This window comes from Luteimicrobium sp. NPDC057192, assembly GCF_042670205.1.
Taxonomy (GTDB): domain Bacteria; phylum Actinomycetota; class Actinomycetes; order Actinomycetales; family Cellulomonadaceae; genus Luteimicrobium.
In genome coordinates this window covers 16,238-31,796 of record NZ_JBHUWD010000029.1, presented here as the reverse complement: position 1 = coordinate 31,796, position 15,559 = coordinate 16,238, and the positions used below count along the sequence as shown (strand labels likewise).

General features: G+C 73.6%; 12 protein-coding genes. 7 read left to right on the top strand and 5 right to left on the bottom strand.

The window, feature by feature from the left end:
* Positions 1 to 38 precede the first annotated feature (38 nt).
* The 3 genes from ACFT5B_RS13785 (at position 39) to ACFT5B_RS13775 (ending at position 1,899) form a co-directional block, all read left to right on the top strand.
* On the top strand, positions 39 to 593 hold the full coding sequence (locus ACFT5B_RS13785; RefSeq protein WP_386799179.1) for a hypothetical protein: 555 nt from the start codon (positions 39 to 41) through the stop codon (positions 591 to 593).
* A 43-nt stretch (positions 594 to 636) separates the two neighbouring features.
* Complete coding sequence (locus ACFT5B_RS13780) at positions 637 to 1,461, top strand: hydrolase (protein ID WP_386799178.1); 825 nt, start codon at positions 637 to 639, stop codon at positions 1,459 to 1,461.
* A 108-nt stretch (positions 1,462 to 1,569) separates the two neighbouring features.
* Positions 1,570 to 1,899 carry a VOC family protein gene (locus tag ACFT5B_RS13775; protein ID WP_386799176.1) on the top strand — a complete coding sequence of 110 codons (330 nt, stop codon included), beginning with the start codon at positions 1,570 to 1,572 and terminating at the stop codon, positions 1,897 to 1,899.
* Positions 1,900 to 1,922: 23 nt separating this feature from the next.
* Here ACFT5B_RS13775 and ACFT5B_RS13770 read toward each other — a convergent pair whose 3' ends face one another.
* The 3 genes from ACFT5B_RS13770 to ACFT5B_RS13760 form a co-directional block, all read right to left on the bottom strand.
* Positions 1,923 to 2,549 (bottom strand): TetR/AcrR family transcriptional regulator, encoded by a 627-nt coding sequence (locus ACFT5B_RS13770; RefSeq protein WP_386799174.1) that lies wholly within the window; start codon positions 2,547 to 2,549, stop codon positions 1,923 to 1,925.
* The gene (locus ACFT5B_RS13765) at positions 2,542 to 2,940 is read right to left on the bottom strand and encodes a PPOX class F420-dependent oxidoreductase (RefSeq protein ID WP_386799172.1); all 399 of its coding nucleotides are present in this window, start codon (positions 2,938 to 2,940) and stop codon (positions 2,542 to 2,544) included. Before ACFT5B_RS13765 ends, ACFT5B_RS13770 begins: the two co-directional genes overlap by 8 nt.
* Positions 2,941 to 3,044: 104 nt before the next feature.
* Positions 3,045 to 3,413: a MerR family transcriptional regulator gene (locus ACFT5B_RS13760; RefSeq protein WP_386799170.1), complete on the bottom strand. Its 369-nt coding sequence runs from the start codon at positions 3,411 to 3,413 to the stop codon at positions 3,045 to 3,047.
* Between the two features lie 49 nt (positions 3,414 to 3,462).
* Here ACFT5B_RS13760 and ACFT5B_RS13755 point away from each other — a divergent pair, with 49 nt between their 5' ends.
* From ACFT5B_RS13755 to ACFT5B_RS13740, 4 genes are all read left to right on the top strand, one after another.
* Positions 3,463 to 4,362, top strand: coding sequence for an aldo/keto reductase (locus ACFT5B_RS13755; RefSeq protein ID WP_386799168.1), 900 nt, complete (start codon positions 3,463 to 3,465; stop codon positions 4,360 to 4,362).
* 137 nt (positions 4,363 to 4,499) lie between these two features.
* Positions 4,500 to 5,573 (top strand): Gfo/Idh/MocA family protein, encoded by a 1,074-nt coding sequence (locus ACFT5B_RS13750; protein WP_386799166.1) that lies wholly within the window; start codon positions 4,500 to 4,502, stop codon positions 5,571 to 5,573.
* A gap of 22 nt (positions 5,574 to 5,595) precedes the next feature.
* Positions 5,596 to 7,335 carry an alpha-glucosidase gene (locus tag ACFT5B_RS13745; protein WP_386799164.1) on the top strand — a complete coding sequence of 580 codons (1,740 nt, stop codon included), beginning with the start codon at positions 5,596 to 5,598 and terminating at the stop codon, positions 7,333 to 7,335.
* An 89-nt stretch (positions 7,336 to 7,424) separates the two neighbouring features.
* Positions 7,425 to 9,218 (top strand): GAF domain-containing SpoIIE family protein phosphatase, encoded by a 1,794-nt coding sequence (locus ACFT5B_RS13740; RefSeq protein WP_386799162.1) that lies wholly within the window; start codon positions 7,425 to 7,427, stop codon positions 9,216 to 9,218.
* Positions 9,219 to 9,278: 60 nt separating this feature from the next.
* Here the strand turns inward: ACFT5B_RS13740 and ACFT5B_RS13735 are convergent, their stop codons facing one another.
* A complete protein-coding gene (locus ACFT5B_RS13735) occupies positions 9,279 to 12,824 on the bottom strand; it encodes an InlB B-repeat-containing protein (RefSeq protein WP_386799160.1) in 3,546 nt (1,181 codons plus the stop codon).
* A 79-nt stretch (positions 12,825 to 12,903) separates the two neighbouring features.
* The gene (locus ACFT5B_RS13730; RefSeq protein WP_386799158.1) at positions 12,904 to 15,363 is read right to left on the bottom strand and encodes a hypothetical protein; all 2,460 of its coding nucleotides are present in this window, start codon (positions 15,361 to 15,363) and stop codon (positions 12,904 to 12,906) included.
* Positions 15,364 to 15,559 lie beyond the last annotated feature (196 nt).

Below are 15,559 nucleotides of genomic sequence, written 5' to 3'. Positions count from 1 at the left end.
CACGGCAGACTGGGGCGCAGGACGAGCGGGGAGGGCTGATGCGGCAGGTCGCCGACGAGCTGCGGGCGGAGCGCTACGGCGCGCCCGACCGGTCGTTGCCGGTCCCGGTCACGACCCTCGCCTGGCGGACGACCGGGTACGCGCTCGCGATCCAGGTCGGGCTGTGGGTCGTCGTGACGCTGGTGGCGGCGTTCGTCGACGGCGCGATGACCGCAGACGAGCCCGGTGCTGACACCACGTTCGTCGGGTTCGGCATGGTGCTCGGGCTCGTCGGGGGGCTGGCCGCGGTCGTGGTCACCGCCCTCGCGGGGTTCTCGATGGCACGGCTCCTGGAGTCCGCGGTCCGCCGGTTCGGCCCGCCCGCTCGCCACGAGCAGGTGGCTGTGACGGTGTTCGCGGTCGCAGGGGCCGTCGTCGGCGGGACGCTCACGGCGCTCGCGCTGCGGGAGCAGCTCGGCCGGCCGGGCGACCTCGACCCGATCACGGCCGGTGCGCTCGTGTGGGGCGTCCTCGCGGGCGCCCTCCCCGCCGGCGGCGGCCGGTGGCTCGCCGCTCGTCGCCGCCGGGCTCGAGCGGCCGCCTGGGACGAGTGATCTCCGGGCGCGGATGTCCGGGGCTCCCGGCAGGATCGACCCCATGGCTTCAGACGACTTCTGGATCTGCCGCACCTGCGGCGTCGAACGCTCCGACCGCCCCGAGCTGTGCCCCATCTGCGCCGACGAGCGCCAGTACGTGGTCGAGTCCGGCCAGACCTGGACGACGCTCGCCGAGCTCGCGGCAGATGGCTGCCATGTGCGCGTCGACGAGCTCGAGCCCGGCCTGCACGCGCTGCGCGGCGACCCGGGCGTCGGGATCGAGCAGGAGTCGAAGGTCGTCGTCACACCGCACGGCAACCTCCTGTGGGACCCGCTGGGATACCTCGACGACGAGGCCGTCGAGGCGGTGCGGTCGCTGGGCGAGGTCGTGGCGATCGCCGCGAGCCACCCGCACATGTTCGGGGTCCAGGTGGAGTGGAGCCGGAGGCTCGGTGGAGTGCCGGTCCTGGTCTCAGAGGCCGACGCGTCGTGGGTGGGTCGTCCCGACGACGTCGTCGAGACCTGGTCGGGGACGCGCGAGATCGTGCCCGGGCTGACGCTCCACCAGGTCGGCGGGCACTTCCCGGGCAGCGGCGTCGTGCACTGGACCGGCACCGAGGACGGCAAGGGCGCGCTGCTGTCGGGCGACACGGTCTTCGTCAACGCGGACCGGAAGTCCGTGACCTTCATGCGCTCGTACCCGAACCACCTCCCGCTCTCGCCGGCGGTGGTCGAGCGGATCGCGGCGCGCCTCGAGCCGCTCGCGTTCGACCGGATCTACCACAACTTCCACGGGCGCATCGCGGCCGACGGGCACGGCGTCCTGCGCCGGTCCGCCGACCGCTACGTCGCCTGGGTGCGCGGGGACCACGACGACCTGACCTGACGGGCGGCGGCCGGCCCGGTCACACCGACGGGCCGGCGCGCGTCAGGGGGTCGTCAGCACGGAGAGGCCAGCGTGGAGTGCGCCGGCCGCGAGCAGGGAGAACGAGCTATGACCCAGCCACGGAGCGTCATCTACACGGTGAGCGACGTCGCCGCGAGCAAGGCGGTCTTCACCGCCCTGTTCGGCGAGCCCGACGTCGACCAGCCGTACTACGTCGGGTACGGCGACGGCGGGCAGCACGTCGGGATCACGCCGTCGCCCGACGGAACGACGGGACCGATCCCGTACTGGCCCGTCGACGACGCGGCGGCGACCGTCGCGGCGCTCACGGCCGCCGGGGCGACGGTCGTGCAGGAGCCGCGGGACGTGGGCGGGATGCTCGTCGCGGTCGTGCACGACGGCGACGGCAGCGCGATCGGGATCTCGCAGGTCCTCTGAGCGGTCGCCGGTCGTCCGGGCGGTCAGGCCGTCCGGGCGGTCGGCGCGCCCTCGACCCAGGTCCGCGCGACGAGGTCGGCGAGGGCGGTGAGGTACCGGTCCTCGTCGATCCCGTGGGGGTGCTCGCCGTCGTAGACGTCGCGGAGCACCCAGTAGTGGCTGACCGACGACGCGACGACGGACGCGAGCGCGTCCCAGTCGGGCGTGCCCACGGGCTGCTCGGGCTGCGCGCGGAGCCAGCCGGCCACGGCGCCGACGACGGCCGCGAGCTCCTGCTCGCGGACCTGGGCGAGCAGGTCGGGGAACGCCGCGAGGTCGCGGACGAGCAGCCGGTTGACGTCGCGCTCCTCCTCGAGACGGCGCAGGCCGGCACGCGCCACGGCGACGAGCCGGTCGCGCACGGGGAGCGCGGCGAGGCCGGCGGGGTCGTCGAGGAACGCGGCGAGCCCGCGGCCCTGCTCGGCCTGGCGGCGCAGGCCCTCCTCGAGCAGCGCGCGCTTGGAGCGGAAGTGCCGGTAGAGCCCGCCCGCGCCGGGCGAGAGGCCCGCGGCTGCCTCGATCTGCGCGATCGTCGTCGCGCGGTAGCCCTGGCGTCCGAACAGGTCCATCGCCGCGGCGACGACCGCGTCGCGGGTGTGCGGCTCAGCCATCGAGGGTGAGCTCGTAGTGGACGGTCGCCCAGCCGCGGTTGCGGTGCATCCACGGCACGAGGCGGCGCTGGAGGAGGGCGTACTTGGCAGCGAGCAGGTCGCGTGCGCGGTCCTCGTCGGCGCCGGTCACGCGGTGCGCCGTGCCGCCGACCGCAGGTCCGGTGGGACGACCGCGCAGGCGTGTCGCGGGCGCGACGCGCACGTGCGGGTCGTTCCGCAGGCGCTTGTACTTGCCTGCGGCGTCGTAGGTGCGGAAGTACACGCGCCCATCCTCGTCGACGACGACGCTCACGGGCGTCGCGACCCACGTGCCGTCCCGCTTGCGGGTCTCGAGGACGATGGTGCGCTGCTCCCGCAAGAGCTCCGGGGTCAGTCGGTCGGTGGTGTTCATGGATCTTCTCCTCTGATAAGTAACCACTTACTTACACCGTAGAACGGTCCGCCGACCGCGACAAGGCCTTCAAGCGTTGCGCCACGCCGCTCGCGAGCGAGGGTTCAGGCGACGACCAGGTGCTGCAGCCGTGCGATGGTCTCTCGCTGCTGGTCGAGGTGGGCGATCCGCTCCTGGACGGTCCGCAGGTGATCGCGGAGATAGTCCGCGACGCACGTGTCGAGGCGCGCACCCTGGTCGGTGAAGCAGGGCAGCACCTTCTCGACGATGACCAGCGGCAGGCCGCCGTCGAGCAGCATCCTGATGCGCCGCACGGTCTCCACGTCGTCGGTCGTGAACCGGCGGTGCCCGGCGCTCGTGCGCGCTGCGTCGAGCAGCCCGTTGAGCTCGTAGTGGCGTAGAGACCGGACGCTGGAGCCGGTCTGCCGCGACAGCTCGCCGATGCTCAGGCCGTCGTCGTCCGGACCGCTCATCCTGTCTCCCTTGCATCTGACACTGGTGGTAGCTCCTACCGTGCCGGGCATGACTGCTACGACGAACACCGCAACTCCTGCCGGCGACACCTTCTTCCTGGGCGGTGACCTGCCCGTACGCCGCCTCGGTCTGGGAACGATGCGACTGACCGACGCGACGGGCGACGGGACCCAGGCCGGCGCCCGCATCTGGAAGGCGCCGGCCGACCCGGGGTCGGCGATCGCCGTGCTGCGCCGCGCCGTCGACCTGGGGGTCCAGCTCGTCGACACCGCCGACGCCTATGCGCTCGGGGGGAGCGAGGAGCTGGTCGCCGAGGCGCTGCACCCGTACCCGGAGGGCGTCGTGATCGCGACCAAGGTCGGCAACGTGCGCCCGTCGCCCACCGAGTGGGTGCCGCTGGGGCACCCGGCCTATCTCAAGCAGCAGGCCGAGCTCAGCCTGCGCCGGCTGAGGGTCGAGGCGATCGACCTTCTCCAGCTGCACCGCCTGGACCCCGCCTACCCCCTCGCCGACCAGGTCGGTGCCCTGGCTGAGCTGCGCGAGCAGGGCAAGGTCCGCCACATCGGCCTGTCCGAGGTCACGGTCGATCAGCTCGAGCAGGCACGCGCTGTCGCGCCGATCTCCGCCGTGCAGAACCTCTACAACCTCGCGGCGCGCGATCACGACTCCGTCGTCGACCACACGGCCGCGCACGGCATCGCCTTCATCCCGTTCTTCCCGCTCGCGATCGGCGACCACGCGCGACCCGGCGGCCCGGTCGACACCGTCGCCCGGCGTCTCGGCGCCCTTCCTTCCCAGGTCGCGCTCGCCTGGCTGCTGCACCGCGCACCGAACGTTCTTCCGATCCCCGGCACGACCTCGATCCCGCACCTGGAGCAGAACCTCGGCGCTGCGGGCCTGCGCCTCGGCGACGACCTGGCCGCGCTCGAGGCCGGGCTCGAGCGGTGAGCACCCGCCTGCCGTGATCGTCGCTCGCAGGAGCCCGCACCCACCCGGGGTCGGTGCGTCGTCCCGCCTCGAGCGCGGCGGGCGGTAGCCGCCGATCGCCGGATGTCCTGACGGCGGGGATCACGCGACAATGGCGCATGACCTCCACGCGCTACGCCCTCGTCGGCTACGGCGGCTCCGGCCGCGGCATCCACTCCCGGCTCATCCGGGAGGCGGGCGGCGTGGTGACCGACGTCGTCGTCCGCGACCCTGGGCGGCGTATGCAGGCGGCGAGCGACTGGCCCGCCGTCCGCCTGCACGACGACCTCGGGGCCCTTCTCGCCTCGCGGAGCGGGGGGCCGCGATCCGTGGGCCCGACGTTCGACGTCGTCGTGATCGCCAGCCCGTCCCAGCTCCACGTCGAGCACGCGGCGGCCGTGTCCGCGGCGGGCGTGCCGTTCGTCCTCGACAAGCCGATCGCGACGGACGCCGCCCAGGCCCGTGAGGTCGTCGACGCGGCGGGCACGACCCCGTTCACCGTCTTCCAGAACCGCCGGTGGGACCCTGAGCAGCTCACGTTGGCCGCCGTCGTCGGACGCGGGGAGCTCGGCGAGGTGCACACGTTCGAGCGCCGCTGGGAGCGGTTCCGGCCCGTCCCGCGAGACCGGTGGAAGGAGAACGACCCCGTCGGCGGCGGGCTGCTCCTCGACCTCGGGCCCCACCTCGTGGACTCCGCGACCCAGCTCTTCGGGCCGGTGACGTCCGTGTCCGCGCGGCTGCGCGCCCACACCACCCCGACCGAGGACGACGTCTTCCTCGAGCTCGAGCATGCCGAGGGTGGCGCGGTCGACGGCGCCGGAGCCGTGCCCGGCGGGGTCGTGTCCCGGCTCTGGGCGGGGTCGGTCGTGGGGGCGCCGGGGCCCCGCACGCGGGTGCTCGGACGCAGCGCCGCGTACCTCGTCACGACCTACGAGACGGCGTCCGAGGCGTCGCCGTTCGAGGTGCTCGACGCCGACGCCCCCGCAGACTCGGAGGGCTGGCTCGTCCGTGGGCGCGAGAAGACCGCGGTGCGGCGCGCGCCCGGCGGGCACGCCGACTTCTACCGGCGCGTCGACGCGTGGGTGGGCGACGACGGCGAGGTACCCGTGGATCCTGCCGACGCCGTCCGGACGGCCGAGGTGCTCGACGCCGCCCGGGTCGCGGCGCGCGAAGGGCGCCGCGTCGAGGTGTGAGCGGACACGTAGCGTGGGGGCCATGAGCTCGTGGTGGAAGTCGGCGGTCGTCTACCAGATCTACCCGCGGTCGTTCGCGGACTCGAACGGGGACGGTGTCGGCGACCTTCCGGGCATCGAGTCGCGCCTCGACCACCTGAGCGACCTGGGCGTGGACGTCGTGTGGCTGTCGCCGATCTACACGTCGCCGCAGGCGGACAACGGCTACGACATCGCCGACTACCAGGCGATCGATCCGATGTTCGGGACGCTCGACGACTTCGACCGCCTTCTCGCGGCCCTGCACGACCGCGGGATCAAGCTCGTCATGGACCTCGTGGTCAACCACACGAGCGACGAGCACCCGTGGTTCGTGTCGTCTCGCGACGGGGGTCCGGACGGCCCGCACCGCGACTGGTACTGGTGGCACCCGCCGCGCGAGGGCTTCGCGCCGGGTGCGCCGGGCGCGGAGCCGACCAACTGGGAGTCCTTCTTCTCCGGGCCGGCGTGGACCCTCGACGAGGCGAGCGGCGAGTACTACCTCCACCTGTTCGACCGGAAGCAGCCGGACCTCAACTGGGAGAACCCGCAGGTCCGGCACGCGGTCTACGCGATGATGCGCTGGTGGCTCGACCGGGGTGTCGACGGCTTCCGGATGGACGTCATCAACCTCATCTCCAAGGTGCTGCCGCTGCGGGACGGCGCCCCGAACGGCCACGGCGCCCTCGGCGACGGCAGCCCCCTCTACACGACGGGACCGCGCGTCCACGAGTACCTGCAGGAGATGCACCGTGAGGTCTTCGACCGGTACCCGGACCGCGAGCTGCTGACGGTCGGCGAGACGCCGGGCGTGACCCTCGACGAGGCGATCGCGTTCACCGACCCGAACCGCCGCGAGGTGGACATGGTGTTCCAGTTCGAGCACGTCGGCCTCGACCACGGGCCGGGCGGCAAGTTCGACCCCGTGCCGCTGGACCTGCGCGACCTCAAGGCGTCGCTCGGCCGGTGGCAGGTCGAGCTCGGGTCCGTGGGCTGGAACTCGCTGTACTGGGACAACCACGACCAGCCCCGCGTCGTCTCCCGGTTCGGCGACGACGGCGCGCACTGGCGGGAGTCCGCGACGGCGCTCGCGACCCTCCTCCACCTGCACCGCGGGACGCCGTACGTCTACCAGGGCGAGGAGCTCGGCATGACGAACGCGCCCGTCGGCTCGATCGACGACGTGGACGACGTCGAGTCCGTCGGCTACTACCGCCAGCAGGTCGCGGCGGGCCACGACCCGGAGGTCCTCCTCGACGGCATCCGCGCCATGGGCCGCGACAACGCGCGCACCCCCGTGCAGTGGTCGGAGGAGCCGGGCGCCGGTTTCACGACGGGGACCCCGTGGCTCGCGGCCAACCCCAACCACACGTGGCTCAACGCCGACGCGCAGCGCGAGGACCCGACGTCGCCCCTCGCGCACTACCGCGCCCTGGTCGCGCTCCGCCACGCCGAGCCGGTCGTCGCGGACGGCGACTTCACGATGCTCGCCGCCGACCACCCGCACGTCTACGCGTACGCGCGCGAGCTCGACGGCGTCCGCCTCGTCGTCGTGGTGAACGTGTCGTCCGACCCGCAGGAGGTCGCGCTCAGCGAGCTCGCCGACCCCTCCGGGCCGGGTCTCGGGGACCTCGTCCTCGCCAACCTGCCGGACACGGTGCCGGTGCCCGACGGCGCCGTCGTCGCCCTGCGACCGTGGGAGGCGCGGGTGAATCTCGCGCGGGGCGTCTCGACCGAACGCTGAGGTGAGGGCCCCGGGCGGGAGCGCTCCCACCGCCGACACGAGCCGGACCGCTCCGGGGAACGCCCCGGGGGACCTGCCATGATGCCGCCATGACGCACACGCGAGGACCCGTCGCGGACACCGCGCCCCGCCCGCCGGCGCCTGCCGTCACCGCGCCGGACCCCGCGTACGAGCGGTTCGCCCGCCTCCTGTCCGCGCACCTCGACGTCCCCGTGGCCCTCGTCTCCCTCAAGCGCGACGACGAGTACGTCGGGTTCCCCGGCGCCGTCGGGCTCACCGGCGAGTACGCCCGCACCCGCATGCTCGCCATCGCGGACTCCTTCTGCAGCCAGGTCCTCGCGACGGGCGACCCGCTCGTCCTGCCCGACGTCCGCGCCGCCGACTCCCTCGACAGCCCCGCGCTGCGTGAGCTCGACGTCGCCGCCTACGCGGGCTACCCGGTGATCGACACCGCCGGCACGACCGTCGGGACGCTCTGCGCGATCACGCACGAGCCGCGCGCGTGGACCGACCACGAGCTCCGCGTCCTCGCGGACCTCGCCGAGGCGTGCGCGACGCAGGTCCGCCTCCGCCAGGAGAGCCGGCGCGCGCGGTCGGCCGAGCTCGCCGCCACCCGCCGGCACCGCAACGCCCGCACGCTCCTCCACGTCGCCGAGGCCCTGTCCGCGACCACGACCGTCGACGAGGTCCTCGACGTCGCGTGCGGGCTCGTCGTCGAACGCGTGGGCGCGGTCCGGGGCGCGGTGGCGCTCGCGGACGCCCGCGGCAAGGTGCTGCGCTGGGTCCAGCACGGCGACGTCCCCGGCCTGGGCGACGCGATCTGGAGCGACGACCTCTTCACCGACGACCACTGGCCGTCGGTGCAGGTGCTGCGGACGCGCGAGCCGCTCTGGTTCGAGACGCACGACGAGGTCACCGAGCGGTTCCCCCGGATGCCGGCCGAGGGCGGGCCGGGCGCGCTGGCCCTGCTGCCGCTGCGGACCCGCGACGCGATCCTCGGTGTGATCGTGGTGCGCTGGGCCGACCGCCGCGTCTTCGACCACCCGCTGCAGGACCTGCTCACCACCGTCACCGGGTACACGGCGGTCGCGCTCGAGCGCGCGCGCCTCCTTCAGCACCGGCACGACGTCGCGCACGTCCTGCAGACCGCGCTCCTCACCGACCTCCCCGCGCCCGACGGCGTCACGCTCGACGGCGCCTACGTCCCCGCGGTCCTGGGCGACCAGGTAGGGGGCGACTGGTACGACGCGCTCGTCCTGCCGTCGGGCGACGTGGCGGTGACGATCGGCGACGTCACCGGGCACGACATCGACGCCGCGGCGCTCATGGGCCAGCTCCGGTCGCTGCTGCGCGGGTACCTGTGGCGGGATGACCGGACGCCCGCCGAGACCCTCGCCCAGCTCGACGCCGCCAACGTCGGCACGGGGGTGCGCGCGACCGCGTCCGTGCTGCTGGCCCGGCTCGGGTCGCCGGAGGCCGACGGCGCCCGCACGCTCACATGGTCGAGCGCGGGGCACCCGCCCGCGTTCGTCGTGCGGGCGTCGGGTGCGGTGCAGCGGCTCGACGGCGCGCGCGACCTCATCCTCGGCGTGGCCCCGGGGGCCGCTCGCCACGACCACGCGGTCGGGCTGAAGCCGGGCGACACCGTCGTGCTCTACACCGACGGGCTCGTCGAGCGGCGCGGCGAGGACCTGCACCGTGGCCTCGACCGGCTCGCGGCCGTCCTCGCGGGCGGCGGGCCGGGCGCCGGGGGCGAGCCCGTCGCCCCCGGGCACGACGGCGCACCCCGGGTCGCGCCCGTCCAGGTCGTGCGGGCGCTCGTGCCGGGCGACCTGCACGACGACGACATCGCGGTCCTGACCCTGCGGGTCGACCCGGCCTGAGCACGGGATCCCCGCCCGTGCTCGGCGGGCGGGGATCGCGTGCTCCGCGGCGGGCGGGGCCTACGGCACGAGCCGGACCTCCCGGACCTCGGTGTTGCCCCGGGTTGCGACGTGCACGCGGTACGACCCGACCGGGTACGTCCCGGACGCGTTCTTGCGGATCCGGAACGTGTCGGTCAAGGCCTTCGTCGTGCCGCGGGAGTACGTCTCGGTGACCGTGACCGTCAGGTCGTTGGTCGGCCCGGCGAGCTGCTCGACGGTGGCTGTCGGGACCGCCGAGACGAGCGTCTCCCAGCAGGCGTGGAGCGTGAGGTCGCCCGTCACGGGGGTGCCGAAGTCGTACGGCGCCCGGCAGTCCTCGTCGCTGGACCAGCCGGCGAACAGGTCGGCACCGCGCGTCGGGTCGGCGGGCCGCGCCACGACCCCGCCCAGGGGCACGGTCGCGGGAGCGGTCTCCGTGCCGCCGTCGGCGTCGAACGTCACGACGGCCGCCCGGGGCGAGGAGTCCACCCGGACGCCGTGCAGCATCACCGTGTTGTTGGTGGTGGTGCCGCTGCCCGCGTAGTCGTACGACGAGTTGCCCGAGTTGTTGATGCGGACGCCGAAGCCGCCCGCGGTGGCGGCGCCGAGCGCGCCGGTGCCGTCCGTCCACGCGAGGTCGACGGTGTTGCCGAGGCCCTGCTCGACCTGGAGGGGCGTGCGCGCCGAGCGGGTCGAGGCCCGGACCCGCAGCGTGTCGCCCGCGACCGAGACCGTGAGCGTGCTCTTCGGCATGAAGGCGGCCGTCCGCACGGGCGCGGTGAGGTGGGTCCGGGTGTCGCCGTCGAAGCGGGCGAGGCTCCACATCGTCGCGTTCGAGCCACCCGCGGCGGTGCGCTCGACGTGCAGGCCGTACCCCGTGCGGGTCGCGGCGTCGTACTTGACGTAGAGGTCGAGGAACTGGCCGTTGCCGCCGAAGCCCTGGCCCTCGACCTTGCTCGACGAGTAGTCGAGCGTGAACGCCATGTCGCCGTAGCCGCCCGGCTGGCCGAACACGAGCCGCGTGCCCGTGCCGCCGGAGTTGTTCTGCAGGCCCCAGACCTTGTCGGTGCCGTTGGTGCCGATGCCCCAGCCCCATGGGACGGCGGTGCCGGTCACCCGGTCGAAGAACCACCGGCCCTGGGTGGTGAGGTGGTCCTCGTCGGTGAGGAAGAGGTTCTTGAAGTCGGTCGACAGGGTCGTCGTGGTGACGTCGGCCGCGGTGACCGGCCGGGTCGTGCGCACGGTCACGGGGGCGCCCGTCCCACTGAACTCGTACTTCGGCGTGATGACGGCGCGCAGGTAGGAGCCGACGTCGTACCGGCTGAGCGCGTAGTCGGTGTACGGGTCGTCGACGAAGAAGCCGGCGGCGTCGTTGCGCATGGTGCCGACGTGGACGCCGTCGGTCGTGTCCGGGCCGCTCTCGCGGTACCAGTCGATCACCGACGTGTCCTTGTAGCCGAGCTGGTCGAGCGTGTAGCGCAGCGTCGCGACGTCGGCGCCGAGGTCGATCGACGTGCCCGTGACGACGGGCGGCGCGACCGCGACCGGACGGATCGACAGGGTCGCGCCTGCCGACAGTCCGCTCGGCAGGGTCGCGGTGACGATCGTCCGCACGACGGCGCCCGTCCGGTTCGGCCGCGCCGTCACCGTGAGGACGCCGGTCGCGGGGTCGACCGTGCCCTCGAGCAGGTGGGTGTCGTACGACCACGTGGTGTCGCGCACGTCGACCGAGCCCACGGGCGCGGGCGCGGGGGTGAGGACGGCGTGGTTGGTGTCGTCCGTCCGGTCGGAGTACAGCGTCTTGCCGGTGGCGCCCACGAGGAACCGGTAGGGCAGGTTCGAGTACGGCTCCCAGGCGGCGTCGTGCTGGCCCTTCGGGTCCCAGCCGTCGTCGCCCTTGAGGAGGTTGTAGACGTTGTACTCGTCGCCGACCTTGAACGCGTCGAGCGCGTCGCCCGTGAGAGTCACGGACGTCTGGGGCTGCGCGGGGCTGATGACGAGCGGGCTGCCGTCGTCGCCGATCGTGTTGTGCGACACGAAGTGCCGTGCGTCCTCGCGGACGACGTTCTCCCACTCGACGGACTGGATCCGGCCCGTGAACTGCGTGTCGAGGACGGCGAAGATGGCGTTCGCGTCGGGGCCGATCGGGCTCGACTGCTTGGCGAGGTAGAGGTCGGTCGCCGTCATCTGCGGCATCCCGACGACCGTGCTGCCGAGCAGGACGGCGATCCCGCCCTTGTCGGCGCCGTTAAAGGACGGGTGGTTACCGAAGAAGTGGAACGTGCAGTGCTCGTAGACGTTCGTGCCGCCCGAGAAGATCGAGTCGTCGGTGAGCTGGAAGAAGCTGTCCTTGAAGTAGGCGCGGGCCGGAGCGAGGTTGATCATCATGTTGAGGTACCCGACGAACCGGGTGTTCTCGAACGTCAGCCGGTCCGGCGTGCCCGTGCCGTCGGCCCGCGTGAGCACCTCGGCGTGGTTCTTGGAGTCGATGCGCTTGGCGACGTCCTGCGACGGGTCGCGCGGGTACACGAGGTCCTGCTGCGCGTAGTTGGCGATCGTGAGGTTCTCGCTCCGGAAGCCCGACGAGACGCCGAGCGAGTACCAGCTGCCGTTGGCGCCCAGGCCCGACTCGCCGCCCTCGCCGCGGTTGCCGGCGACGATCGCGTCCGTCGCGTCGTCCGTGAGACCGAGGAAGGTGACGTCCTCGCCGAGGATGCTGAGGCCGATGTTGGGCGGGTCGATCACGCCACCCTCGCGGTAGGTCTGGTCCGTCCAGTACACGCCGGGCGCGACGTAGACGGTCGTGCCCGCGGGGAGCGTCAGGTGCCGCTGGTCGTCGGACAGCGCCCCGAGCGTCTGGAGCGTCGCCGCGACGTACGGGCTCGCGAGCTCGTCGTCGGTCGCGTACGCGTTGAGGAGCAGGTGGGTCGCGTCGACCTGGACCCACGCCGCGTGCAAGGTCGTCGACTCGAGGACGGTGTTGTTGCGGAAGTCCCACAGGTGCCCGGTCCCGGCGGCGTCCGTGGACCAGCCGACGAAGACCGCACCGTCCTTGGTGGGGTGGGCCGGCTCCGTGAGCGTGCTGCCCGCGGCCACCTGCTGCGGCTCGACGGCGCTGCCGCCGCCGGTGTCGAAGGTCACCGTGACCTCGCCGTCCGCCGCGGGGACGTCAGCGATCACGGCCTGCGCGGCGCGCGCGGCGTCGCGGGCGTCGGCGAGCACTGTCGCCGCGGGGTCCCCTCCCGACGGCGTCGGGTGGGCGGCCGCGACGTCGCGCGTGAGCGGGGTGAGGGCCGCGAGCTGCGACTGCAGCCGCGCGACGGCGGTGACGTCCGGATGCTGCGCGGCCGTGAGGACGGTCCGCAGGTCGGTCGTCGCGGTCTCGAGGGGGACGAGGTCGTCGACCGCCGGGCCGCTCGCGGGGCTCGCGTCGGACGTTGTGGCGGCGCTCGCCGCTGCGGCGTCGGCCGTGGTCCCGAGACCGGCCGTCGGGGTCGCGGCGGCCGGTCCCGCGAAGCCGACCAGGGACGCGCTCGCCGACAGGGCGAGCGCGAGGGCGAGGGGTCCGTGCAGTGCCGTGCGCATCTTCCGCTCTCCTTCGAGGGTGCTGACGGGGGGTGCGGCGGGCGGGCCGGGCGCGCGTGCGCCAGGCCCGCCCGCCCTGCTACTCGACGATCCGGACCTCACGGACCTGGGTGTTGCCCTTCGTCGCCACGAAGACCCGGTACGGCCCGACGGCGTACGTGCCCGAGGCGTTGTTCCGGATCGGGTACGTCTCGGCGTCGTCGGCGGTGACCCCGTTCGCGAACCGCTCGGTCACCGTGACCGTGAGCGCGTCGGTCGCCCCCGCCCGCTTCTCCACGTGTACCGACGGTGTCGCCCCGACGAGCGTCCCGTTCAGCACGAACGTGCTCGACCACGGGCTCGCGCCGACGTCGTTCACGGCGCGGACCCGGAACAGGTACTGGGCGTCCCGGTCGGTGGCCGCCGCGAGCACCTTGACCGTCTCGGGCGTCGCGAACTGGTTCATCGACTGCGTGACGAACGTCGTCGGACGTGCGCTGGCCGGGACTGTCGTGACCGTCGCCCAGTCGCCCGTGCCCTGGTCCCACTGGAGCTCGTAGCTCGCCGTCTGGACGTCGCGCCCGGCCCAGTCGATCGTGAACGTCCCGGGCTGGACGACGACCTTGCCCGGTGCGGGGATGAACGCGCTGATCGCCGAGCGCACCTCGTCGTTGATCCGCACGTCCGTGACGGTCGGGGCGGCCGGAGCCGACGTCGCGGCGAGCGCCTTCTGCGCTCCGGCGTCCGTCTCGATCTCCGCCCGCAGGGCGGCGGTCTGCGCCGTCGTGTCCGTCGGCCAGACGCCCTCACGGTTCGGCCGGAACGCCCAGTCGAGCTGTGCGGCCGGGCTGGCCGTCATCGTGGGGTTGGTGGTGGTCGACCCCGCCGCGACGACGACGCCGACGTCGAGCTTCGGGTCGAAGTACCGCGCCGACGCGTCGTCGAGGACGTTCGGCTCGAGGGCGAGCGCCGCCGCCCGGAGGTCGGCCAGGCTCGTGTCGGTCAGCCCGGGCAGGTAGTCCGACGTCTGGCGGAACCCGGCGACGCTCGTCGGGAAGTCGCCCTCGGTCACGGCCTCCTTCGAGACGATGAAGCCGGGGGCGTCGCCGAAGAAGTGGTTGTAGCCCGCGTTCGCGTCGGCCGACTCGCCGGGGCCCGGCTCGTAGTCGATCGCCTGGAAGCCGCGCGAGTGCCCCTGCCGGCTGCGTAGGAACGGGAAGTTCACGTCGTCGAAGATGTTGCCCTCGGCCCAGATGGTGGCGTTGTGGCCCGCGCCGATGCCGTACCCGGTGTTCTGGTCGAGGAGCTGGTTGTGGTAGGGGTGCCCCTGGATGTCCTGGTACAGGTTGTTGAAGACGTGGACCCGGCCGTTGCGGACGCGCGGCGTGCGCTCCTCCGACCCCTTGAACCAGTTGTGGTCGATGGTCCCGTAGTGCGCGCTGATCGACGACGCGCCGCCGCCGACGAGCATCGCCTTGCTGCTGCCCGCGAAGAGGTTGTGGTCGACCGTGTAGTTCCGCGCGTGGTTCGTGATGTCGACGGCGCCGTCGCCCTTGGCCTGGTCGGGGTCCTGCCCGAGCGCGAGGTGCTTGTTCTGGCCGTAGCCGAACGTGTTGTCGTGCACCCAGTAGTTGGACGCCCGGGTGCCCGTGCCGCCGCCGTCGAGGGAGAGCGCGTCGTCGTACCACTGGTCGAGGTGGAGGTTGCGGAACTCGACGTTGATCGCGCCGCCCGTGTTGATGCCCCACCCGAACAGCGTCGCGTCCGTGCCGACGCCCTCGACGGTCACGTTGCCGTTGCCCTTGCCGATGGTGAGCATGCGGCTGTCGCTGACGCCCGGCGGGACGTCGGCGCCCGCTGCGGCCTTCGTCGCGGCGACGGCGTCGAACGAGCCGATGGTCCCGACGACGCGCACCACGAGCGGCGTCCGCTCGTCCGCGGTCGCGCCGCGGTCGGCGGAGAACACGGTCGTGGGGAAGGCGGCCATGGTCTCGGGGGTCAGGTAGACGACGCGGGCGTCGGGGTCGACGCGCCCGTCGGGCAGGTAGCCGCCGACCGCGCCGTCCTGGGCGGCGTCGTTGCTGCCCGGGAAGCCGTAGACGTCCTGGTCCGACGGGACGAACGCCGCGCCGTCGCGGGGGAACGACCGTGTCTGCAGGTCGGCGGCGGTCGAGACGACCGTCGTGCCGTCGGCGGCACGGACCTGGAGGTCGTACGTGCCGCGCGGCAGGCCGGGGACGTCGACGCGCCAGGTGTCGCGCGCGGAGTCCACCTCGCGGACGAGCTGCGCGTCGACCTCCTGCCAGTCGGTCAGCCAGTTCTCGATCCTGCTGCCGTCGCGCCAGTCGTAGGCGCCGTGCGTGCGGACGTACGCGCGGTAGCGGTCGGCATGCCCGGTCCAGGTCGTGTACGCGCTCTCGAACCAGGTGCCCGAGGCGGCGGCCGCGGCGGTGGTGGTCGGCGCCGCCGGTGCCGCGGTCGCGCCCGTCGTGGCCGCGGGGAGGGCCGCGAGGACGAGCGCGGCGCTCAGCAGCGCGCCGGCTGCTCCCATGGGTCTCATGTCACTCCTTCTCGGTGGTGTTCCGACGAGAGGGGTCGCGCGAGCGCCGTCTCCGTCGACGGGGTGGTGCGGGTGGTGCTGCGGGCGCGGCGGGGGGGGGGGGGGCCCCCCCCCCCCCCCGCGGGGGGGGGGCCCCCCCCCGCCCGCCCCCCCCCCCCCCCCGCCCCCCCCCCCCCCCCCCGCGCGCCCCCCCCCC

Coding starts and splice junctions, on each gene's coding strand:
- ACFT5B_RS13775 (WP_386799176.1), top strand. CDS start 1,570: ATGACCCAGCCACGGAGCGTCATCTACACGGTGAGCGACGTCGCCGCG.
- ACFT5B_RS13755 (WP_386799168.1), top strand. CDS start 3,463: ATGACTGCTACGACGAACACCGCAACTCCTGCCGGCGACACCTTCTTC.
- ACFT5B_RS13760 (WP_386799170.1), bottom strand. CDS start 3,413: ATGAGCGGTCCGGACGACGACGGCCTGAGCATCGGCGAGCTGTCGCGG.
- ACFT5B_RS13785 (WP_386799179.1), top strand. CDS start 39: ATGCGGCAGGTCGCCGACGAGCTGCGGGCGGAGCGCTACGGCGCGCCC.
- ACFT5B_RS13745 (WP_386799164.1), top strand. CDS start 5,596: ATGAGCTCGTGGTGGAAGTCGGCGGTCGTCTACCAGATCTACCCGCGG.
- ACFT5B_RS13735 (WP_386799160.1), bottom strand. CDS start 12,824: ATGCGCACGGCACTGCACGGACCCCTCGCCCTCGCGCTCGCCCTGTCG.
- ACFT5B_RS13740 (WP_386799162.1), top strand. CDS start 7,425: ATGACGCACACGCGAGGACCCGTCGCGGACACCGCGCCCCGCCCGCCG.
- ACFT5B_RS13780 (WP_386799178.1), top strand. CDS start 637: ATGGCTTCAGACGACTTCTGGATCTGCCGCACCTGCGGCGTCGAACGC.
- ACFT5B_RS13730 (WP_386799158.1), bottom strand. CDS start 15,363: ATGAGACCCATGGGAGCAGCCGGCGCGCTGCTGAGCGCCGCGCTCGTC.
- ACFT5B_RS13750 (WP_386799166.1), top strand. CDS start 4,500: ATGACCTCCACGCGCTACGCCCTCGTCGGCTACGGCGGCTCCGGCCGC.
- ACFT5B_RS13765 (WP_386799172.1), bottom strand. CDS start 2,940: ATGAACACCACCGACCGACTGACCCCGGAGCTCTTGCGGGAGCAGCGC.
- ACFT5B_RS13770 (WP_386799174.1), bottom strand. CDS start 2,549: ATGGCTGAGCCGCACACCCGCGACGCGGTCGTCGCCGCGGCGATGGAC.